The sequence below is a fragment of the Bifidobacterium mongoliense DSM 21395 genome, assembly GCF_000741285.1.
Classification (GTDB): domain Bacteria; phylum Actinomycetota; class Actinomycetes; order Actinomycetales; family Bifidobacteriaceae; genus Bifidobacterium; species Bifidobacterium mongoliense.
On record NZ_JGZE01000012.1, the window covers coordinates 48,921 to 70,370 of the forward strand.

The following is a 21,450-nucleotide window of genomic DNA, read 5'->3' on the forward strand; positions in this document are numbered from 1 at the left end:
TAAGGAGTGATCATGGCAGAACTTACCATTGATCCCGCCACGATACGCAAGGCGCTCGATGATTTCGTCGAGTCGTACAAGCCGTCGGACACCCCCACCCAGGAGGTGGGATACGTCTCCACGGCCGGTGACGGCATCGCGCACGTGACGGGGCTGCCTGGTTGCATGGCCAACGAGCTGCTGACCTTCCAGGACGGCACGCTGGGTCTGGCATTCAACCTTGACGCCCGCGAGATCGGCGTGGTCATCCTCGGCGACTTCGTAGGAGTCGAGGAGGGCCAGGAGGTCCGGCGTACGGGCGAAGTGCTGTCCGTGCCCGTCGGCGACGGGTATCTCGGACGAACGGTGGACCCGTTGGGCAAGCCGATCGACGGACTGGGCGAGATCAAGAGCGAAGGACGACGCATCCTCGAGGCCCAGGCGCCAGACGTGATGCACCGTCACCCCGTCGACGAGCCCATGCCGACCGGACTGAAGGCCATCGACGCCATGACGCCGATCGGCCGCGGCCAGCGTCAGCTCATCATCGGCGATCGTCAGACCGGCAAGACGGCCATCGCGATCGACACCATCATCAACCAGAAGAGCAACTGGGAGACCGGTGACCCGAGCAAGCAGGTGCGTTGCATCTACGTGGCCATCGGTCAGAAGGGCTCCACCATCGCCTCCGTGCGACAGAGCCTCGAGGAATCCGGCGCCATGGACTACACCACGATCGTGGCCAGCCCCGCTTCGGACTCCGCAGGATTCAAGTACATCGCCCCGTACACCGGTTCGGCCATCGGCCAGCACTGGATGTACCACGGCAAGCACGTGCTCATCGTCTTCGACGATCTGTCGAAGCAGGCCGAAGCCTACCGGTCGATTTCCCTGCTGCTGCGTCGCCCGCCGGGGCGCGAAGCCTACCCCGGCGACGTGTTCTACCTGCATTCCCGTCTGCTCGAACGCTGCGCCAAGCTGTCCGACGATCTGGGCGGCGGTTCGATGACCGGTCTGCCGATCATCGAGACCAAGGCGAACGACGTCTCGGCGTACATCCCCACGAACGTGATCTCCATCACCGACGGGCAGATCTTCCTGCAGTCCGACCTGTTCAACGCCAACCAGCGTCCCGCCGTCGACGTGGGCATCTCGGTGTCCCGAGTCGGTGGAGCCGCGCAGACCAAGGCGCTCAAGAAGGTATCGGGCACCCTGAAGATCTCGCTGGCGCAGTACCGCTCGCTGGAATCCTTCGCCATGTTCGCCTCCGACCTCGACTCGGCCTCCAAGGCCCAGCTGACCAGGGGCGCGCGGTTGACCGAGCTGCTCAAGCAGCCTCAGTTCTCCCCGTATGCCATGGAGCAGGAGGTCGTTTCGGTGTGGGCCGGCACCCACGGCAAGTTCGATGATCTCGATCTCGCCGACGTGCTGCCCTTCGAGAAGGCCCTGCTGGACTACCTCGCGCACAACACGACGATCCTCAAGACCATCGCGGAGACCGAGGACTTCACGGCGGACACGGAGAAGACGCTCGACCAGGCGGTCGAGGAGTTCCGCTCCACGTACGTCACGAAGGCCGGCAAGCCGCTCGTCGACAAGCAGCCCGCGGTGGTCAAGCCCACCACGGTCGAACAGGAGCAGTTCGTCGCGGGGGAGAAGAAGTAGCCGATGGCCTCCCAACTTGCATTGAAATCACGGATCAATTCCACCACGTCGTTGGGTAAGATCTTCAACGCCCAGGAGATGATCGCGTCCTCGCATATCGCGAAGGCGCGCACCGTGGCGTTGAATGCCAAGCCCTACACGGATGCGATTTTCGATGCGGTGCAGGCGCTGGCGGCGCACAGCGATATCGATCACCCGATCATGAAGGCGCAGGACCCGAACTGCAAACGGGCCGCGGTGCTGGCATTGACCGCGGATCGCGGCATGGCCGGGGCCTATACCTCGTCCATCCTTCGCGAGACCGAAGCCTTGCTCGCCCGGCTCAAACAGCAGGGCAAGCAAGTGGACCTCTACGTCTATGGCCGTCGCGGCGCCAGCTACTACCGCTACCGTGACCGTCCGCTCATGCAGTCATGGGAGGGCGACAGCGATCATCCGGGCGTGGACGTGGCCGAGGCCATCTCCAAGACGTTGCTCGACGCCTACATGCGTCCGACCGAGGAGCATGGGGTCGGCGAACTGTACATCGTGTTCACGGAATTCGAGAACATGGTCGTGCAGCGGCAGCGCGTGTTGCGTATGCTCCCGGTCGAGCTGATTCGCACGAACACCGCGGATGACAGCGAGGGAGCGATCGTGGGTGATTCCGCGACCGACGACCCCGGCGAGAAGGAGGGCGTGAGCGCCCTGTACGCCTTCGAACCGAGCGTCGACAAGGTGCTTGACGCGATTTTGCCCAAGTACATCCAGTCGCGCATCCACGAATGCCTGCTCACCGCCGCCGCTTCGGAGACCGCCAGCCGGCAGAACGCGATGCATACGGCCACCGACAACGCCAACAACCTGATCGACGATCTGACCCGCAAGCTCAACGCCTCGCGCCAGGCCGCCATCACCCAGGAACTTACCGAGATTATCGGCAGCGCTGATGCGCTGAACAAAGAGGAAGAGTAGGAACGCATATGGCTGAAGATCAGACCACAGCGGCTTCCGAGGAGACGACGGCGGAACCGACGTTCGGGCGCATCACACGCGTTCAGGGCTCGGTCATCGACATCGAATTCCCGGTCGGCCACCTGCCCGACATCTACAATGCACTGACCGTGAAGATCACCAACGTGGGCAGCACGGAGGGCGAGACCCTCCATGAGATCCCGTTGGAGGTCGAGCAGCATCTGGGCGATTCCACGGTTCGCGCCGTCGCCCTCAAGCCCACGGACGGTTTGGTGCGTGGCGCCGCGGTCACCGATACCGGCGGCCCCATCGAGGTGCCGGTCGGCGATGTGACCAAGGGACACGTCTTCGACGTCTCCGGGCACATCCTCAACAAGAAGGATGGCGAGACGATCACCGTCAAGGAGCGCTGGCCCATCCACCGCAATCCTCCGGCTTTCGATCAGCTCGAACCCAAGACGCAGATGTTCGAGACCGGCATCAAGGTCATCGATCTGCTGACCCCGTACGTCGAGGGCGGCAAGATCGGCTTGTTCGGCGGCGCCGGCGTCGGCAAGACCGTGCTCATCCAGGAGATGATCCAGCGCGTGGCGCAGAACCACGGCGGCGTTTCCGTGTTCGCCGGTGTCGGCGAGCGTACCCGTGAGGGCAACGACCTCATCGGCGAGATGCAGGAGGCCGGCGTCCTCGAGAAGACCGCACTGGTCTTCGGACAGATGGATGAACCGCCGGGAACGCGTCTGCGTGTGCCGCTGACCGCGCTCACCATGGCGGAGTACTTCCGCGATGTCCAGAACCAGGATGTGCTGCTCTTCATCGACAACATCTTCCGGTTCACCCAGGCCGGGTCCGAGGTCTCCACGCTGCTGGGGCGTATGCCTTCCGCAGTGGGATACCAGCCTAACCTGGCCGACGAGATGGGCGCCCTCCAGGAGCGCATCACCTCGACCCGAGGCCATTCCATCACATCGCTGCAGGCCATCTACGTGCCCGCCGACGATTACACGGATCCGGCCCCCGCCACGACCTTCGCCCACTTGGACGCCACCACGGAGCTGTCGCGAGACATCGCCTCCAAGGGCATCTACCCGGCCGTCGATCCGCTGGCCTCGACCTCGCGAATCCTCGATCCGCGTTACGTCGGTCAGGCCCATTACGACTGCGCCAACCGCGTCAAGGCAATTCTGCAGCGTAACAAGGAGCTGCAGGACATCATCGCCCTGATCGGCATCGACGAGCTCGGCGAAGAGGACAAGACCACGGTCAACCGCGCGCGCAAGATCGAGCAGTTCCTTGGCCAGAACTTCTACGTGGCGCAGAAGTTCACCGGACGTGAGGGCTCCTATGTCCCCGCGGACGAGACCATCGAGGCCTTCACGAGGATCTGCGACGGCGTGTACGACAACGTCTCCGAGCAGGCCTTCACGGGCATCGGCGGCATCGAGGATCTCGAGCGCAAGTGGCACGACATGCAGAAGGAATACGGTGAGTGATGAGTGACGCGACGCTGTTGGAAGTGAACCTCGTCGCCGCCGATCACCCCGTGTGGTCGGGCAAGGCGAAGTCGGCGACCATTCCGGCCGCCGACGGAGTCATGGGCATCCTGCCCGATCACGAGCCTGTACTCACGCTCATCGATGCGGGACGGGTCGTCCTCGTCGACGCCGAGAACGTGCGGCACATGTTCGAGGTCACGGACGGTTTCATCTCGTTCGATTCGAACCGTTTGACCATCGCGGTCGAACGGGGCAGGGACGTCGTGATTACCAAGGACAGTGACTGATGCCATCTCCTCGCTGAACCGGGAGTGTGGCTCCGCGGTTCGGCGCATGGCGGGCGGTCTTCTTCGGAAGGCCGCCCGTTTCGTATCGGTGAGTTGCGGCGATGGCTTGCTTCATGCTGCTGCCGTTGGTGTTTGCGTGGGCGATGCCGCCCAGGATGTATGGCGGCCATCCGAAGCGATGGCTGCTACAGTGGGTTGCCGTGCGTATCATAGTCGCCGATTGCTCGGCACAATACTCCGGACGCCTGCAGGCCACACTGCCGCCCGCACGACGGGTGCTGCTGGTCAAGGCCGACAACAGCCTGCTCATCTTCTCCGAACTGGGATCGTTCAAACCGCTCAATTGGATGGCTGCCCCGTGCACCATCCACGAGATCGAGCCGGGTTCTGAGGAGGACAGCGGCGCCGAGATCGAGCCGGGCGCCGATGCCGACGGCGCTGAAATCGAACCCGCGCCGCGTCCCGTGCGCATCCTGCATGTCGCGGCAGCGAAGTCGAACGACGTCCTCGAAGTGACCTTGTACCGTGTCTTCAGCGACGAATCCTTCGATCTGGGTCTCGACCCCGGGTTGGTCAAGGACGGCGTCGAGGATCATCTCCAGCATTTTCTCGCCGAGCAGATCGAGCGGATCGGCGAAGGCGCGCGGCTGGTGAGCAGGGAGTACCCCACGCCCATCGGCCCGGTCGACATCATGGCGGTCGATGCCGAAGGCAAGCACGTGGCCATCGAGATCAAACGGCATGGCGGCATCGACGGGGTCGAGCAGCTCACCCGATACTGCAAGCTGCTCAACCGTGACCCCCTGATCAGCCCGGTGCGTGGCATCTTCGCCGCGCAAACCATCACGCCGCAGGCCAGGACGTTGGCGCAGGACCGCGGCTTCGAATGCCTGTTGCTGGACTATGACGATATGAAAGGCACCGACGACGGCAGCCTTCGTCTGTTCTGAAGGCGGCCCTCATCGGTGCCTGGTGGCTTCCCGGCCTACGGTCGGGAGACGCGGTGGCCTCGGTGGCCGGGGTATGCGGCGGTCACGAGGCGTACAGGATGTCGACGACGAAGTAGAGCGTCGAGTTCGCAGGAATCTTCGCCTGCGCCTTGCTGCCGTAGCCTTCGTTCGGCGGGACCACGAGCAGCACCTGCGATCCGACGGTCTGTCCGGTCAGGCCCTTCTTCCAACCGGTGACGACGGAGCTGAGCGGGAAGCTCGCCGACTGGCCGCGGTCCCACGACGAGTCGAACTGGGTGAGCTTGCCCTTGGTGTCAAGCGTCCAGCCGGTGTACTGGGCGTCGACGGTGTCCGTCTCCTTGACCGTCGTCCCCTTGCCTGTGATGAGGGGCTGTGCCACGAGTGATCCGTCGGGTTTGTAGCCGTTGAGATCGAGCGAAGGCTTGCCGTTCTTGTCCAGCGTCACCTTCGGCAGATTGGCGGGCACGTTCGCCACCTTCTCGCCTTGGGCGCGCGTGAGGGCCTTCTGCCGCGAGATGAGCGTGAGCGCCATGATGTACGAGGTGCCCGAACTGTTGCTGTCGTTGACGCCGAAGGCCAGGGTCGCGCCGACGCGCTGGCCCTTGATGACGGAGTAGTAGCCGCTGGTGGTCGAACCCTTCTGTATGGTCAGTGTGCAGTCCGGGGTGTTCTTCTCCCAGGTGCTCATGAGTTCGCTGCCGTCCTTGGCGTTGAGCGCGATGCCTTGGGCGCACACACGGTCGCCATCCTGGATCGTCGCGCCCTTGCCCTGCTGCAGTACGGCGTAGGTGTCGTTCTCTACGCTCATCGGGTGATGGAAGGAGATCTTCGGTTTGCTGCCCGGGGTCCCCGTGGCCGATATGCCGGGGATCTGCTTCATGGTCGTGGTCGGTGACGAAGAAGAAGAGGGCTGCGTCTTCGCCGTGGCGGCGCCGCCGCACGCACCCAGCGTCAGGCAGACGACGAGCGAACAGAGGGCGGCCAGAGCCTTGAATGATGGTGATGGCGTGGAAATGCTATGCATGGGCACCACAGTACCGCCGCGTCCTGATTTGCTTACGTTCAGCAAGCGTTCGGAACTACCTGTAGAATGGAGGGCGTTATGACATTTGCACAGGAACAGCCCGAGGAGCGGGCCAGCGCACCGCGTCCCTCACATCACGCCGTCATCATGCGCGGTGTCGTCGCGCCGATGCTCGGCTTGCTGGCGGTCGCGAGCATCGTCTTCGGCGTATTGAACGCCACCATATGGAAGCCCGATGTCCATGTCAATGCCGCGGCACGTGTCAGTGCGACCCGCTACGTGGTCACTGACCCAGGGGTGCTGCGAATCGTGGATGACCATGCTCGGCTGCGCGTCTCGGGTGCCGGCGATCACGATGTCTGCATCGCTTTGGGCAGCCCCAAGGATGTGGCCGGCTGGGTAGCCGGTCAGGCCGTGAGCAGAATCACGGGGCTGGGATCGTGGTCCACATTGTCGGTCGAGCGCATGAAGGCGCAAGGCCCCACGGGGCAAGGCGATGCCGACGTGGACATCAAGGATTCCGATATGTGGTCCAAGGTCTCCTGCGGTTCCTCCGAGGCGACGATACGTGCCGACCAGGGGCAGTCCGGCGATGTGGCGCTGGTTGATCTCGGTGCCGATGACGCACGGGCGACCATCGCCATGCGTGCCGTTCGGCAGAAGACGCCCGACTTCGCGATGCCGTTCTATTTCGTGGGTGGGTTGCTCGCCCTGTTGACGGTGCTGGCGGCATCGGTCTTCGCCATGCCGTATCACAAGCGGCGCAAGCGGATGGTGGAGAGCGAGCCTGTCGAGTCGGCGGATGAGGTGGCCATCAGCGAGGCCTTCACCGGCAGCATACGTGGATTGACTTCAGCGGTGCGCAAACCCAAGGGCGGCTCCAGGCATAAGCGTCACTCTGACCGCGCTGCGGCGGAGGCGGTGACGAATGGCGGCTCGTCGGCGAAGGATGGCGTTCTCGGTATCGGCGCCCCACCCGACGGTTCGAACGGGGCCCTGCCAGCGTCTCCCGCCGTCATCGATCCCATGAACCGTAATCTCGTAGCCGATGTGCAGGGTGCGCAACCCACTACGGGTGCGCTTTCCGGTTCCTCGTATGCGTCCGGCTCCACCGATATGAACGGGGAAGGCGGCAGTGAGCTTCAGAGCGGCTCGACCGACGGCCCGGGCAGTGGGTTGTCGAATGCTGGGTCGTCGGACGCGGACGCCGAGACCACGGTGATTTCCGCCAACGAACTGCAGGCCTATTTCGCTCGACTCTCCCAGGAGTTCGCGCCTGATGATGGGGACGACGCGGAAGAAGCGTCCGGTTCGGCAGAGCGATCTGATGATGCGAATACAGACAGTCCGCATGCAGGTGCCTCGCAATCGTCGGATGAACATATTGATGGCGCCGAGGACACATCGGACTCAAAGCCAGCCGATGCCGAGCACGACGACGAAGCGGATAAAGAAGGGCAGCAATGATGAGTACGTGGACCACGAAGATCGCCGCCGCGGGCCTTGCCGTCATGATGATGGCGGGTCTGGCCGCCTGCGAGGGCCAGGTACCCGTTGCGCAACCCGAAACGAGCAGTACGCAGACCCCGGATCTGACCAAGGCCCAGGAGAAGCGGATCCGCCAGAACATCCTTACGGTTGTGGACAAGGCCAATGACGACAAGAACACCGATGGTCTTGATCAGCGCATGTCCGGGCCCGCGTTGGAGATACGCACGAGCGAGATCAACATCGCCAAGGTGACCGGCAAGCTCGACGCGAAGACCGCGATCCCCACCGACATGACCCAGACGGTCGTGCCGACGGATTCGGGTTGGCCGAGGCTCGTCTACACCATCACCACCACGACCGAGGACCAGCAGTCGAAGCGACTGCTCGTGCTGCGGCAGGACAGCGCCCGAAGCAACTACAAGCTGTGGGGCGTCGCCAGGCTGTTCCAGGGTGCTAAGCTGCCGAAGTTCGCCATCCCCGATCTCGGGGCCGAGATGGGTAACGAGAACGACAAGGGTCTTGTCGCCACACCCAAGGAGGCGGTGCGGCGGTACGCGGACGTGTTGCAGAACGGCGCGTCCAGCCAATACGCCTCAGGGTTCTCCGATGATTTCTTCCGTGACAGCCTTGGCGATCTGACCAAAACGGTCGAGGAGGGCATGAAGCGCAACAACGGCACCCAGCAGCAGGTGTTCACGCCCGCGAATGACGCCATCAGCGTCATGCGTTCCTCGGACGGCGGCGACCTGGTCGTCGCGCGCATCGACTCCCAGTGGACCCGTGCCGCCGGTGAAGGCCGCGAGTCCCAGCCGGCCTCGGACGCCGAGAAGGCGCTGTTCGGCAACGGCAAGCCCACCAGCACGATGCGGGTCACCTACGTCAACGTCGTCGCCCTGTACATCCCGCCGGCGAAGGACAAGCAGCCCATCACCGCGGTCGGCGCCGAATGGCAGCCGGTCAAGGTCGAGGCGGTCTAACGAATCGTGCGATCACGTGGTCCCGCAGGGCGAGTGGCGTGCGTCGCCGTCGACGTGCCTCGCCATGGCGGGCGCAGCGGGTCGCCAAGCAACTGATGACCGAGCAATGAATACTACGGAGGCATGATGGCAGACAAACAACAGTTCAACCCGGGGGTGTCCCTCGCGGGCGCCGTGGATCTCGAATCACTCAAGCACCAGGTCAAGGCCGAGCCGGGGCAGGCCGGGGGAGCGCCTCGGGCCGGCGGGTACGTCATCGACACGAGCGAGAACACGTTCCAGGCGATGGTGCAGACCTCGACGACCTTCCCGGTGCTGCTGCTCCTGTGGGTGCCCACCGATGAGCGTCTGTTCGCCCTCGCGAAGAGCCTGGGCGATGCCGTGAACGCGTTGGACGGCAAGATCCAGCTTTCTCGCATCGACATTAAGGAGAATCCTTCGATCGCCCAGGCGTTGCAGGTGCAAAGTGCGCCCGCGCTCTTCGGCCTGGTCGGGGGTCGGCCCATTCCGATCATCCAGGGTCTGCCCGGCGACCAGGAGGTGAAGCAGATCGTCGAACAGGTCATCCCGCAGATCATCGAGGCCGCGCAGAAGTCCGGCGTGACCGGTACCGCGCCGTATTCGGGAGATCCAAAGGCCGAGCGGTCCGAAGACGATGCCGCCGGTACGGAACCCGAGGTTCCTCCGGAGCACGCCGAAGCCGTACGTCTTGCCGAACAGGGCGACTACGCGGGCGCCGCGGTGGCCTACGAGCAGGTGCTCGAACAGGATCCCTCCGACGCCTTGGCCGCGCGCGAACGCTCGAAGGCGTTGTTGTTGGCCCGCTCAGGCAAGGCCGACGTCCGCGTCGTGAGAGCGGCAGCGGCCGATAAGCCCGACGACGTCGAGGCTCAGCTCGCGGTCGCCGACATCGACATGATCGGCGGACAGATCAACGACGCGTTCGAACGGTTGCTGGACTACATCGCGGCCGGTCATCGTGCCCAGATCGATCCGGTGCGTCGCCGGTTGCTCGAATATTTCGCCATTCCCGAGGCGACCGACGAGCGGCTGCGCCATGCCCGGCGTCGTCTGGCGTCGCTTATGTACTGATGTTGTCGATTCGTTCCGTTCGCTCTGTGTGTTCTGTGTTCTATTCGTGGCGGTTACGGCCGAAGACCTGTTCGAAATGCGTGCCTTCGACGGCGAGTTGGTGGCTGAAGGCTTCGCTCCATTGCGAGAAGGGGTGCGAAGCCAGGCCGTCGTTCGAGAAGCGCGCCTGATCGGTGATTTCCGTGATGCAGAAGTTCGGTATGACCAGATTCGTCACCGGGCTGCTGCGCTCGGCCTCCGCCACGATCAACGGGGCGTTGTCGCCGCCGAATACATCGATGCTCCACCCATCCTCGCCCAGCCACGCGGAGAAACGGTTCTTGATGATGGGCACCCCGCCGCGGCGGATGAGTTCGCCGGCGATATGCGGGTCGACCTCCCGCTCCGCCTCGTATCGGGTGCCGCCCACCGAGGGGCCTTTGATGGTGACGAAGGCCTGGGTGAAGGAGTCGCGGTACTCGCTCAGCACCGCCATCGGATCGGTGTCGGCGTCCACGGGAATGCGCACGGAGTTGCTCTGCAGGCGGATGCGCAACGCGTAGTTGTCGGCGTGCACGTAGTAGCTCTGGATGATGAGCGTGGGCGCGTCCCCGTCGTCCAATTCGTCGGGCATCTGACGGCAGAAGAACCGGCGCTCGTATTCGAAGTCGTTCATCGGATTATCCATGTCACCAGTGTACGCATGAACGCGTTTCGTGGTGGGGGTCAACGTTCGCCGACACGCATGGACGCGTTTCGTGGTGGGGGTCAACGTTCGCCGACACGCCCGGATTTTTATAGACAAGTCGATAGATACAAATCCGCACCCGCGGAATATGGCCCCTCGATATTTGTATTGCCCGACTTGCCTACGATAATCCGGGTGTGTCGCGTGGATCGATCCGATATGTGGACAGAAACATGGACGCGGACCCGGATATCGGACCCGGACTGACCTGGACACGGGCATATCCAGAGGGAAAGACGATGGATGCTCGTGAGTCCACGCCTTTCCGATGTTCCTGCCATCGCGATCAGCGGCGTAGAACGCGAGCTCTCAGTCCGCCGGGGCCCAACGTCGCACCCCTCGCGTGGTCGGGCGGGCGTGTATAGTGGTGTGGTGTTGCGGGCTTGTAGCTCAGTGGATAGAGCGTTCGCCTCCGGAGCGAAAGGTCGTGGGTTCGAATCCCATTAAGCCCACCAGAAGTGCCATGCGGGAGTGTGTGACGTCGATAGGCGCCACGCACTCCCGTTGTGTTTCCGGCTTTTGCTCCATGTGTCACGCTGTGCCCGTCTTGATGCAAGAAGAGCGTTCCCGTTGCGCTTCTTTGTCTGCACCGTCATATACGCATTTCATGGAAGACCGTGGAGAACGATGCCGCGGGTGTCGCGCGAAGTTGTTCCGTGCCGGTCCTCGGGTGTCGCGCGAAGTTGTTGCGTGCCGGTCCTCGGGTGTCGCGCGAAGTTGTTGCGTGCCGGTCCTCTGATCTCCCCGTTTAGCGGCGGTCAGCCAAATCTCGTGCGTAGTCGGCCCACGCGCGGAGGTAGGCGGTGGTCTCATTGCCCTCGCGCCGGCCGAAGCATAACGTGAACAGGCGGCCGATCATTCCGGGATAGGTCTGTCGGCGACGCAGTACGCAGGCACAAGGACCTGTGGGTTCGACCGAGCACAGCAGACATGATCGAAGTGGTCCGAGCCGCGCCTCGATGTGCACGAGACCGGTTCCCGTGTCGACTTCGGCGATGCGGCAGTGCATCACCGGGCCCTCGCTCGTTCGGACCAGATAGCGGTGTCCGGTCTTAAGCACCACGGAATTGGTCGGAGAGACCGCGGAACTACGCGAGAAGTTCGCGGCATCGGCATCGGCCTCGACGCTTCGCACCGTGGCGAGGTTCGGCGGCCAGTGTTCCATGTGCTCCAAGGCAGCCCATGCGGTGGCGGCGGGCACGTCGACCGGCAATCCATTGGAGAAATCGTTGTGAGTCGCCATGGCCTTGATTCTATCGTCGCGTGTACCGGGGGATTTGATGTCGACCACCGGAGGGGCTCGGCACACGTCGGGTGTGTGCACCTGCACGTCCGCCTACACAGGCAGGTGCACACTTGCACATCCGCACCCACATCCGCGTCCACCTGTGTACACCTGCACATCCGCATCCACACATACCCACGCCACATCCGCACATACCAACGCCGAGGCGCAGGAACCGCGGCGACATCATATCGATATCGGCGATCCCCACGCCCCGGCGTGGCGGTGATGATGGAAACTATCGGTTATCTCGCGAAGTCGACGTCCTTGCTCTCCTTGAAGGCGAGCAGCGCGACCAGCGCGAGTGCGGACATCGCGCCCAGGTACCAGCCGAGCGCCCAGATGCCGTAATTGCTCACCAGCCAGGTGGCGAGGGTCGGGGCGAAGGCGCCGCCGAGTATGGCCGCCAGGTTGTAGGCGAATCCGGCGCCGGAGTAGCGCACCTTCATCGGGAACATCTCGGGGAGGTAGGCGCCGCAGGGGCCGAAGAGGCTGCCCATGAGCACGAAGCCGACGCAGAGGAACACGAGCGCGCCCATGAAGTTGCGCTGACCGGTGAGCAAGCCCGGGGCCAGGAAGCTGAAGACCAGGGTGGCGGCGGTGGCCGCGAGCAGCACGCGCTTACGGCCGACCGCATCGGCACGCAGGCAACTGAGCACGATGAACGCGGCGAAGAACAATACGGAGAACACCTGCATGAAGAGGTACTCGTGCTGGGTGAATCCGAGGCTCTTCACGCCATAGGACAGCGACCAGGTGCCGAGTATGTAGAAGATGGTGTAGGTGATGCCCATGGCGCAGGTTCCGAGCACGACGTTCTTCCAGTAATGGCGAAGCTCGAACAGGGGGTGATGCGCGGTGCGCTGCTCATGCGAGGCCTTGCGATAGACGGGTGTCTCGCTCATGTGGATGCGCATGTACATGCCGACGACCACGAGCACCGCCGACAGCAGGAAGGGAAGACGCCAGCCCCAGGCCTGCATCTGCTCCTGCGTGAACACGCTGGTCAGCACGAGGTTGAGGCCGTAGGAGAGCAGGAATCCGATCGGTGCGCCGAGGTTCGGGAATGATCCGTACAGCGCGCGTTTGTTCCTCGGGGCGTTCTCCGTGGCGACCAGCGCGGCGCCGGACCATTCACCGGCGAGGCCCAGACCCTGGCAGACGCGGCACAGGCACAGGAGCACGACCGACCAGATGCCGATCTTGGCGTATCCGGGCAGTAGACCGACCACGAAGGTCGAAGTGCCCATCACCATCAGTGCGACCACCAGCGTCTGCTTACGGCCGAGCTTGTCGCCGAAGTGTCCGAAGAGCAGGGAGCCGAAGGGCCGGGCCAGGAAGGAGATCGCGAAGGTGAGCAGCGACTGCAGGGTGCCGACCACGGGATCTGATTTCGGGAAGAACACCGCCGAGAAATAGGTCGCGGCGGCGATGCTGTAGCAGTAGTTGTCATAGAACTCGATGGCGGTGCCGACCATCGAGGCGCTCATTATCTCTCCCAGTGAGTCTCGGGTTCTCGGGGCGCTTACCGCCGTCGAGGTCAATGTGCTGGTCATGTTGTCTTCTTCTCTTGGTGTACGACTCCTCCAGGGTTCTCGGCGGTGGGGGAGGGTGTTATCAATGGGTCGATGGAACCGTGCGGTATATGGGTATGGGACTGCTCGAACGGCGTTGGGGCGATATCCTTTGTGGGGACGTGCGATGACCGGAGATTTCGCGATGGCGATAGCGTGGGCTATCGCGCCGTGAACGGATTCTTGGCGCCCGGCCTCATACGGTGTAGGTATGCAGGCTATCGTGCCGTGGGGTCTATGCGAATGATGGCATCAATACTGATTGTGTCAATGAGTGATGCGCAACGTCGAACGGTTCAGTTATACGGGGGATCAGCGCGTCGATGAGGACGCGACGATAATTCGGCGCAGCTCCGCGACGGTCGTCAGTGTAACGACTCGCAGCATGGCATTGCGCTTCATGGAGACCTCTTCCCGACTGAGTTCGTTCGACCCATCAGTAGAACACCGATGTATGTGGTATTCCGTGGCTCCCATTATGGGACGTCATCGCGATGAGGCCAGCTCATGGTCACTATGTGGACCTGTGGGGTGGGACGGCGTTGGGTGATCGCGCGCATATGCACCGTCCGTCGACGGCCTGGCGCGCGTTGTGAGCGTCGTTGGCCGTACACCGCACATCACAGATGAACCGCACATGAACTCATGATGATATGTAGCTGAAACCGGTGTCGGCAGGCTCGTTCCGGCCGTACAAATGAGATGAGGCCCGTCGGTATGTATGTGATTGGAGCGATGGGCGCAGGAGGATGGCCGACACCCGTTGCGTGGGTGGGAGCCTCATGAGGATAGCCGAATATGGAATTCGGAAGGACAGAGAATGAGTACACAGAAGTCGCGTCACGCCTTCGGGCGAATCGCCACGGTGGCCGTCGCCTCCCTGGCGATGATCATGGGCGGAGCCGTGAGCGCCCATGCGGAGGCAGCGTATCCATCGGATAAGAACCAACCCGATCTGGTCAATCTGCTTGCGCAGTACAAGGACTACTACAACCCATCCAATGCATTCAACAGCAAGGATCCGTCATCATTCGGCAAGGGGACCGTGGTTGATGCGAAGGTTCTCGGCCACAATGATCAATCCACACAGCAGATTAACAATGCGGCCGCCGCCGGCGGCGATGGTGTGACCCCGACTGAGCAGCAGAAGCGTGCGCTGATTGATTCCGACTACAAAATGAGCGAGACTCTCCCCGATGCTCTGGGTTCTCAGTTGGGAGCGTGGTTTTCGCAAGGTCTCAGCGACGGCACCTTGTCGAAGACCGCCGATCTGCTCACTCGTACCGACCCGGTTTCAGGCAGGGGCAACTCCTTGGTCGCTGACTATCTCGATACCGGCACCGCCAAGACCACGTTCAATCACCCGCGCCCCTACGTCGACCGTACTGAGGCGGGATATCCGGCGGCGGGATTGCACACGACGCTGGACATCAAGCGAGTTCCCGCGTGGACCGATGAGCAGGGCCGGAAGCACAACCCCAATTACGATGGCATGACGATTTCGGGCTCGTTCCCCTCGGGGCACACGACCTACGCGTTCTCCGGCGGTGTCGGACTGGCCACGCTGTTCCCGCAGTTGGGAACCGAAATCGTCACACGTGCTTCCGAGGCGGGCAACAACCGCATCGTGCTTGGTGTCCATTACTCGCTCGATATCATGGGCGGGCGCATCGATGGTGAGGCGGGCAACACCGCCCGATGGTCGGATGACCAATTCCGTGCCGACAAGCTCATGCCCGCTTACAACGAGCTCCAGAGCTACATGGCGAACAAATGTGTGAGTAATAACGTCGTGTCCAAGCAGTCCAGCGACTACGACACCGTTGGGGCGTGCGTGGCCAAACTCGGTGCCAACGGCGCCAAGGGCTATGCCAACGCCTTCACCGACGCCGTATCCACGAAGCCCGTCACGGACCGCGCTTCGGCCATCGACGCCTACACCGCCAGAATGTCCTACGGATTCGCACAGGATGCCGCCAAGGCCGGACAGGCCGCCGTGGTGCCCCAGGGCGCCGAGAACCTGCTGCTCACCGCGTTCCCCGATCTGAGCGATGCCCAGCGCCGTCAGGTGCTGGCCGCTTCGGAAAGCGACTCCGGTTACCCCCTGGACGCCAGCTCGCAAGGATATCAGCGGCTCAACCTCGCCAAGGCATTCAGCGCCAAGGTGGTGCTCAGCGCCGACAAGTCAACCATCCTGTCCCTCACGTTCGGCAACAAAGCACCACTAACCACGGTCGTCAACAGCGGTGATGGCGTCACCTCGCTGCTCACCGACTTCAACACCTACTGGAAGGCGGGCGTCGGCGTGACGGACGCCAGCAAGGCCGTGCTCAAGCATGACGACGAGCTGACCGAGTCCATCAACAACAAGGCCTTCGCCGAGGGCAAGGACGGTCAGGGCGCCCGTGCCGTATCCGACGCGCAGATGAATTCCACCAACACCCTGTACGACGCTCTCGGCCCGGTGCTGGGAAGCTACTACAAGAAGGCCATGGACGCCGGCAAGCTGCCGAAGACCGCCCAATACCTGGCGGCGATGAACAAGTCCGCCTCCACAAGCAACGCCAAGGCCACCTACCAGCACCCGAGGCCCTACATCGATCGTCAGAACTACGTGGGCACGACGCTGAACCTCAACGGGCTCAAACAGACGCTCACCATCGACAAGGTGCCGGCGTACTCCGACTTCAATTGGGGCGATGGGTCGGCCAACGTCGACGAATACGCCGACCTGTACAACTCCGGTTCGTTCCCCTCCGGACACACCACGTTCGCGTTCACCCAGGGCACCGGTCTGGCGAGCATCCTGCCTGAGCTCGGTCCCGAGATCATGACGCGAGTCTCCGAAGCGGGCAACAACCGCATCGTGCTGGGCGTGCACTACCCGCTCGATATTCTCGGCGGGCATATCGCCGGGCAGTACGGGGTCGCCACCGCGCTGAACGACGACACCGCACGCCAGCAGAACGCCGATGCCCGCGCCGAGCTGGTCTCGCTTCTCACCGCGCAGTGCAAGGCCGACAAGCACGGCGACACCCTGCAGCAGTGCATCGACACCACCGGTGCCAATGCCAACCAGGGCTACGCCAACGCCTTCGTCGACGAGGTTTCGACCAAGCCGGTAACCGACCGGACCTCCGCCATCGCGGCCTATAAGGCCCGCATGTCCTACGGATTCGAGAAGACCGGTGCGGCGGATGCCGCTCCCGTGGTGCCGGATCAGGCGGTCAATCTACTGGACAACGTCACTGCCTTCTCCGCGCTGACCAAGGATCAGAAGAAGGCCGTGCTGGCCGCGACCGAAGGTGGTTCGGGCTACCCGCTCGACGCCTCCAGCCAGGGCTGGGCGCGCATCGATCTGGCCGCGGCCTACAGCGCCAAGGTCACGCTCAGCGCCGACGGCACGAAGATCAAGAGCGTCGAACCCGGGCAGGCCACCGCTTCGGTGGTCCGCGCGACGACCGGCGGCGGGAATGCCGGGCATCCTGGAGACACCGGGGATACCGGGCAGTCTGCGGGTCAGCAGCCGTCGCACAACGACAACACCGTGAAGCCGAAGCCGACCGCCCAGGATGGTTCCGCGACGGGAACGAAGACCGTGGGATCCAAGCATGCCGGCCTGGCGACCACCGGTTCGAGCCTCGCGCCGATCGCCACCTTGCTGGTCACGCTGGTCATCATCGGCACGGTGACGCTCGAGGTGATCGGCTACCGGCGCCTTCGCCGATGATCCCAGCACTCGGCGCCGTGTGGCGTTGAGCCAGGTGAGTCGATACCGATATGGCGGCTGAGGCGCGGAGCATTCCGTGTCCCGGCCGCCACTCGTATGGTTATGAGGATTCGGCACGGCACCGTCGTGCATGTGCCGACGGGACGCATGCAGGTCCCGTCAGTGGCTGTGCATATCGTGACGCCGTGAACGGTGAAAGGCCGTTGCTCGACCGCCTGATTTGGATGGGCAGAGCCTTCTGGTTGCGATGGTAAGAGGGGGGTACTGTAGCCATCGAAGATAGCTCATAACGTCAATGTCGACAGAGGGTGGCGTATGGTTGCGTTGCTGAGAAGACAGCTGAGATCGGGGTTCCTCAGCTGGAAGTGGGGCGTCGTCGCGGTGGCGACGGTGCTCATCTTGCTGTTGCAATACCGCACCGCATTCTATATGCCATGGAAGTTGCTGCAACCGAACCCGAATTTCTTCAACTACATGCTGTTGTTCAGCTATTTCGGACGGGGATCGAATATCTATCTCGTGGTGCTGCCGTTCCTGGCGGCGTTCATCGGAGGCAGCATCTACTCCGATGAACGCCTCAGCGGGCGGCTCGGCCTGATCCAGACGCGCACCCCCCATGATCGCATTGCGCGCACCTCGTTGCTCTCGGGATTCATCCTCGGCGGTTGTGCGGGTATCACCCCGCTCATGGTCAGTCTGGTCATCGCCGTGATTCACCGCCCCCATATGTGGTTCGTCGAAGGCGTCCTCAATGCCTACAACTATCCGCTCATCGACAGTCGCTCGTGGGTGTATGGCATATACCGATACAATCAGATTCTGCTGCTTGTACTCACGGTCATCTATGTGTTTGTCCTTGCCGGCCTCATGGCTGATGTCGCCGTTAGCGTTTCGTTCTTCACGCGTACACGCTACATCGAGGTGCTGGCGCCCATCATCCTCACCGTGGCGGTGTGGGGTTTCGCGGGGGTGTTCGACGTGTATGGACTGTGCTACATCAATTTCCTGCATTTCGGCGTGGCGAACAGACCCCCCAACGAGCTCGGCGCCGCGCTCACCCTGCCGGTGCTGGCCGCGATCGTGGCCGCGTTATACATGCGGAAGCGTGCCCGGGATGCGTTCTGATGTGATGATGCGCTGGCAACGGATGAACCTCATCGCCAAGCTGGTTCTGTTGACGTTCGTGCTGCTCTCGGTCGGCACGAGAGTGTATCAGTTCGTGGATCCCAATGTGCCCACAGCGGCGTCCTCCATCGATTATTTCCTCAATGTGAATGCGTTCGCCACTCCCGAGATTTGCCCCTTTCTGATTGTGTTCTGCGCAGGAGCCACGCGGTATGAGGCCTTTGAACGGGTAAGGGTTTCGGCGCATCACGAACTCGGGGCCAATGTCATCTGGATGGTGCAGTGTGCCGCCGCCGTGGCGTTGTTCGGATTGCTCTCATGGTGTGGGGTCGAGTTCCTCCTCTCCGGAAGAACATGGGACATCCCCCTGGGTGTGAGCGTGGCGGTGTTCGCGCAGATGCTGATGAACACTTTCATGGAACTCATCGTCATCGGGTTCGTCCAGTTTCTGCCGATCAACGCCGGCGTGTCATGGGGCAAGGCCATGTCCGCCATGTTGCTGTTCCTGCTCGTCTGCAATTGGGTGTTTCACAACTGGGCGGAGATCATACCGGAGACGTTGTTCTACTTCCTGCCTCTGGTGCCGCCTACGTTCGACGGTCTGGCGTCCGCAAAACTGCCGCCGTTCGTGGGGGCGGTCGTGCTGCTGGTTCATGGCCAACCGGTTCCTCTATGATCACCATGAACGATTGACGGACTGACATGCGACGGCCATGGTTTGACCTCGGTGCGCAACTGCGTGATCGTCTCGCGCTGCGCGTGGCGTTGGGTTCCATCTACATCTGCATATTGCTGGCCTATGTGCTGGGAGTGCCCGATGCCGACAGGTTTCCCGGCATGATGCCCCGGGCGGATGCCACGCCGTATACGGCGCTTCCCTTCGATATGACATCATTCGCCTTTCTCATGTTCGGTGTGCTGCTTTCCCTGGAACAGCCGAGCGACTATCTGCTTGCGGACAACTGGATGGTCTACATCCGGCGACGTCGCGGGTTGGGCAGGTTCATGCGCTATCTGGCGGTGGTGCTCGCATACGCCCTGGCATTCTTGTTCCCTCAGCTCGCGATTACCTGGTGGGCGGTCCGGGGGTCTTTCAACGGGCATGTTCTGGAGGGATTCGTGTGTTCGACCGGCATGGTGATCGTCCTGCTCCTGGTCGCCAACATCGCCAGGATGTTGGATGGCCGCGCTGTGGGGTATCTCATATGCCTGGTGGTGGCATATGGCTATTCGGGCGTCGGGGACGTCCAGCATGCATTCGTGGGGCACACGTTGGGAGTTGTGCCGAACTGGTCCATCATCATCGTCGTGTCGGTCGTGGGCCTGACCGGCGTCAACGTCACGATCTTCAACCACAAGGAATTGCTGTAGGAGGCATACATGTACGTGCAGATCAACGACTTCACGAAGACCATCGGCGGGAAAACCGTGCTTGACGCGATTCGTGTGGGGTTCGAGGAAGGTACGGTGAACGGCATCGTCGGGCCCAACGGCTCCGGGAAGACCATGCTGTTGAGGGCCCTGTGCGGGTTCATACGCCCCACCGCCGGAGGCGTATCCATCGCCGGCAAGCCCGTCGTGTTCAACGAAAGCCTGCCCGAGCGTGTCGGCGTGATCATCGAGATGCCGGGCTTCATCGCGGGCAGAACGGCGATGGAGAACCTCGAGTATCTCGCCGGGCTCGACGGCGACTGGGATCCACGAGAGACGCTGAGGCTCATGAGCCTGTTCGATCTGTACGAACACCGCGACAAAAAGGTCAAATCCTATTCACTGGGCATGCGTCAGAAGCTCGCCATCGTGCAGGCGCTCATGGAGCACCAACGACTGGTGCTCCTCGACGAACCGACCAACGGGCTCGACCGCGCATCGGTCACAGCGTTTCTCGAGGAAATCGGTCGGCAGCGGGAGGGCGGGGCCACCGTGATCATCGCCTCCCACCACGATGACGAGATCAGGCAGGTCTGCGACCATATCTATACCATGGAAAACGGCCGTTTGGACACCGGCCACGTCGTATCGCCCGCGGTCGTTCTTGCTGGCGGGCATGGTGACGAGTCGGCTGACTGAACCGGCGCGTTCCGGCGCCCGCGAGAGCGTTCAGTCGTTCGGATCGTCTGGTTCCTCGTCGGTATAGTCAGAGCCGGCATCGTCGCGCTCGCGATGACGGGACCACTCGCGCACCATCTCGTCGTGATGCTCGTTGAGCGCGGCCTTCACGCCCGATTTCACAATCGCGCGGTAGAAGAGGAACACGAAGACCATCAGCACCGAGGTGACGGCGAACGCGACCAGTGCGCTGCCGACGTGCTCCTTGTCCTGTTGGGACAGGGGCAACGGATTCTTGGCCTGTGCCGTCTTCGCGACGTCGCGCCATGCCGCTTTGAGGTTGTCCGCCTGACCGGTGAACTGATCGCCGAGCTGATTGCGCAAGGCGTCGAGATCCAGGTCGTTGAGCTGTTGCAATGTCATGATTGCCTCCCTGTGGTATCGGGTGCCGGCGCCGTGACGACTTGGGGACGCCCCGATGCCGACCTTGTGCACCCATCATCCCATATAATGCTGATGCTTGTTTGTTTCAGGGGCGTAATAGCAGGCTTGGCCAAGCCGGTTTTCTGCGGTGATGATCGGATTGCAGTGGATTCTGAGCCGAGCGTGCAAGTTTTGAGAACTTGGTGAAGTAGGACGGTCCGTTTTCGGCTTCATTCCGGTCGGTTTTCCAAGGATTTGGGGCGTTGCTACTTCGGCAAGTTCTCAAAACTTGCACGCTCGCCGCGAGTGGGCTCAAATACAGGCTCCGGATGTGTCCGACGCAGCATTTCGGGGCCGGACTAGGCGCGGAGCTCGACGGTGCACTCGACGGTGCGCACGGCGGGGCGTGCGAGCACCCATGGCCCGGCGTGACCGGGGTCTCATGCGCGGGCCCGGGCGTCCCGCGTCCCGCGGCAACCCACATTCGTCCGCCGGTCCTCTGGAACGGAGCTCTCCGGCAGGTGCAGCGCTCAGTGTCACGATGGACGGGGCTGTCACGAGTGCGTATGATGAACCTTCGCCCGCGGTCATGACGGCTGCG

Annotated in this window: 18 protein-coding genes and 1 tRNA gene; 14 read left to right on the plus strand and 5 right to left on the minus strand. The window is 62.7% G+C overall.

Annotated elements, in window-relative coordinates; all coding sequences use genetic code 11:
• The first annotated feature begins 12 nt into the window (after window positions 1–12).
• The 5 genes from atpA (at window position 13) to nucS (ending at window position 5,331) form a co-directional block, all read left to right on the plus strand.
• Window positions 13–1,644, plus strand: a complete 1,632-nt coding sequence (gene atpA / locus BMON_RS05660) for a F0F1 ATP synthase subunit alpha (RefSeq protein WP_033511436.1) — start codon at window positions 13–15, stop codon at window positions 1,642–1,644.
• Window positions 1,645–1,647: 3 nt separating this feature from the next.
• Window positions 1,648–2,598: a F0F1 ATP synthase subunit gamma gene (locus tag BMON_RS05665; RefSeq protein WP_033511437.1), complete on the plus strand. Its 951-nt coding sequence runs from the start codon at window positions 1,648–1,650 to the stop codon at window positions 2,596–2,598.
• A gap of 8 nt (window positions 2,599–2,606) precedes the next feature.
• Window positions 2,607–4,091 (plus strand): F0F1 ATP synthase subunit beta, encoded by a 1,485-nt coding sequence (atpD, locus tag BMON_RS05670; protein WP_033511438.1) that lies wholly within the window; start codon window positions 2,607–2,609, stop codon window positions 4,089–4,091.
• On the plus strand, window positions 4,091–4,381 hold the full coding sequence (locus BMON_RS05675; protein ID WP_033511439.1) for a F0F1 ATP synthase subunit epsilon: 291 nt from the start codon (window positions 4,091–4,093) through the stop codon (window positions 4,379–4,381). The genes atpD and BMON_RS05675 overlap by 1 nt, the downstream gene beginning before the upstream one ends.
• A 200-nt stretch (window positions 4,382–4,581) precedes the next feature.
• Window positions 4,582–5,331, plus strand: a complete 750-nt coding sequence (gene nucS, locus BMON_RS05680; RefSeq protein WP_033511769.1) for an endonuclease NucS — start codon at window positions 4,582–4,584, stop codon at window positions 5,329–5,331.
• Window positions 5,332–5,413: 82 nt separating this feature from the next.
• Here the strand turns inward: nucS and BMON_RS05685 are convergent, their stop codons facing one another.
• Entirely contained in the window at window positions 5,414–6,376 is a 963-nt protein-coding gene (locus tag BMON_RS05685) for an FKBP-type peptidyl-prolyl cis-trans isomerase (protein WP_152595701.1), read from the minus strand.
• A gap of 78 nt (window positions 6,377–6,454) precedes the next feature.
• On the opposite strand from BMON_RS05685, the gene BMON_RS05690 reads away from it, so the two are divergent.
• The 3 genes from BMON_RS05690 (at window position 6,455) to BMON_RS05700 (ending at window position 9,936) form a co-directional block, all read left to right on the plus strand.
• The gene (locus BMON_RS05690; protein WP_051917932.1) at window positions 6,455–7,843 is read left to right on the plus strand and encodes a hypothetical protein; all 1,389 of its coding nucleotides are present in this window, start codon (window positions 6,455–6,457) and stop codon (window positions 7,841–7,843) included.
• The gene (locus tag BMON_RS05695; protein WP_033511775.1) at window positions 7,843–8,844 is read left to right on the plus strand and encodes a DUF8094 domain-containing protein; all 1,002 of its coding nucleotides are present in this window, start codon (window positions 7,843–7,845) and stop codon (window positions 8,842–8,844) included. Before BMON_RS05690 ends, BMON_RS05695 begins: the two co-directional genes overlap by 1 nt.
• A 126-nt stretch (window positions 8,845–8,970) precedes the next feature.
• Window positions 8,971–9,936 carry a tetratricopeptide repeat protein gene (locus tag BMON_RS05700; protein WP_033511777.1) on the plus strand — a complete coding sequence of 322 codons (966 nt, stop codon included), beginning with the start codon at window positions 8,971–8,973 and terminating at the stop codon, window positions 9,934–9,936.
• A gap of 40 nt (window positions 9,937–9,976) precedes the next feature.
• On the opposite strand, the gene BMON_RS05705 is transcribed toward BMON_RS05700, so the two are convergent.
• Complete coding sequence (locus BMON_RS05705) at window positions 9,977–10,603, minus strand: CYTH domain-containing protein (protein ID WP_033511441.1); 627 nt, start codon at window positions 10,601–10,603, stop codon at window positions 9,977–9,979.
• Window positions 10,604–11,042: 439 nt separating this feature from the next.
• Here BMON_RS05705 and BMON_RS05710 point away from each other — a divergent pair.
• Window positions 11,043–11,118: transfer RNA gene (locus BMON_RS05710), tRNA-Arg, on the plus strand.
• Between the two features lie 293 nt (window positions 11,119–11,411).
• Here BMON_RS05710 and BMON_RS05715 read toward each other — a convergent pair.
• Window positions 11,412–11,906 carry a hypothetical protein gene (locus tag BMON_RS05715; RefSeq protein ID WP_152595702.1) on the minus strand — a complete coding sequence of 165 codons (495 nt, stop codon included), beginning with the start codon at window positions 11,904–11,906 and terminating at the stop codon, window positions 11,412–11,414.
• A gap of 287 nt (window positions 11,907–12,193) precedes the next feature.
• The gene (locus BMON_RS05720; RefSeq protein ID WP_033511445.1) at window positions 12,194–13,504 is read right to left on the minus strand and encodes an MFS transporter; all 1,311 of its coding nucleotides are present in this window, start codon (window positions 13,502–13,504) and stop codon (window positions 12,194–12,196) included.
• Window positions 13,505–14,342: 838 nt separating this feature from the next.
• Here BMON_RS05720 and BMON_RS05725 point away from each other — a divergent pair.
• The 5 genes from BMON_RS05725 to BMON_RS05745 all read left to right on the plus strand — a co-directional run bounded on the left by BMON_RS05725 (window position 14,343) and on the right by BMON_RS05745 (window position 20,447).
• Window positions 14,343–17,252, plus strand: a complete 2,910-nt coding sequence (locus BMON_RS05725; RefSeq protein WP_051917933.1) for a phosphatase PAP2 family protein — start codon at window positions 14,343–14,345, stop codon at window positions 17,250–17,252.
• 324 nt (window positions 17,253–17,576) lie between these two features.
• Window positions 17,577–18,377 carry a hypothetical protein gene (locus tag BMON_RS05730; RefSeq protein ID WP_152595703.1) on the plus strand — a complete coding sequence of 267 codons (801 nt, stop codon included), beginning with the start codon at window positions 17,577–17,579 and terminating at the stop codon, window positions 18,375–18,377.
• Entirely contained in the window at window positions 18,367–19,053 is a 687-nt protein-coding gene (locus tag BMON_RS05735; protein WP_033511449.1) for a hypothetical protein, read from the plus strand. The genes BMON_RS05730 and BMON_RS05735 overlap by 11 nt, the downstream gene beginning before the upstream one ends.
• Before the next feature lie 26 nt (window positions 19,054–19,079).
• Window positions 19,080–19,748 carry a hypothetical protein gene (locus tag BMON_RS09270; protein WP_051917934.1) on the plus strand — a complete coding sequence of 223 codons (669 nt, stop codon included), beginning with the start codon at window positions 19,080–19,082 and terminating at the stop codon, window positions 19,746–19,748.
• Between the two features lie 9 nt (window positions 19,749–19,757).
• Window positions 19,758–20,447, plus strand: a complete 690-nt coding sequence (locus BMON_RS05745; RefSeq protein ID WP_081882928.1) for an ABC transporter ATP-binding protein — start codon at window positions 19,758–19,760, stop codon at window positions 20,445–20,447.
• A gap of 30 nt (window positions 20,448–20,477) precedes the next feature.
• Here the strand turns inward: BMON_RS05745 and BMON_RS05750 are convergent, their stop codons facing one another.
• Window positions 20,478–20,849 carry a hypothetical protein gene (locus BMON_RS05750; protein WP_033511451.1) on the minus strand — a complete coding sequence of 124 codons (372 nt, stop codon included), beginning with the start codon at window positions 20,847–20,849 and terminating at the stop codon, window positions 20,478–20,480.
• Window positions 20,850–21,450 lie beyond the last annotated feature (601 nt).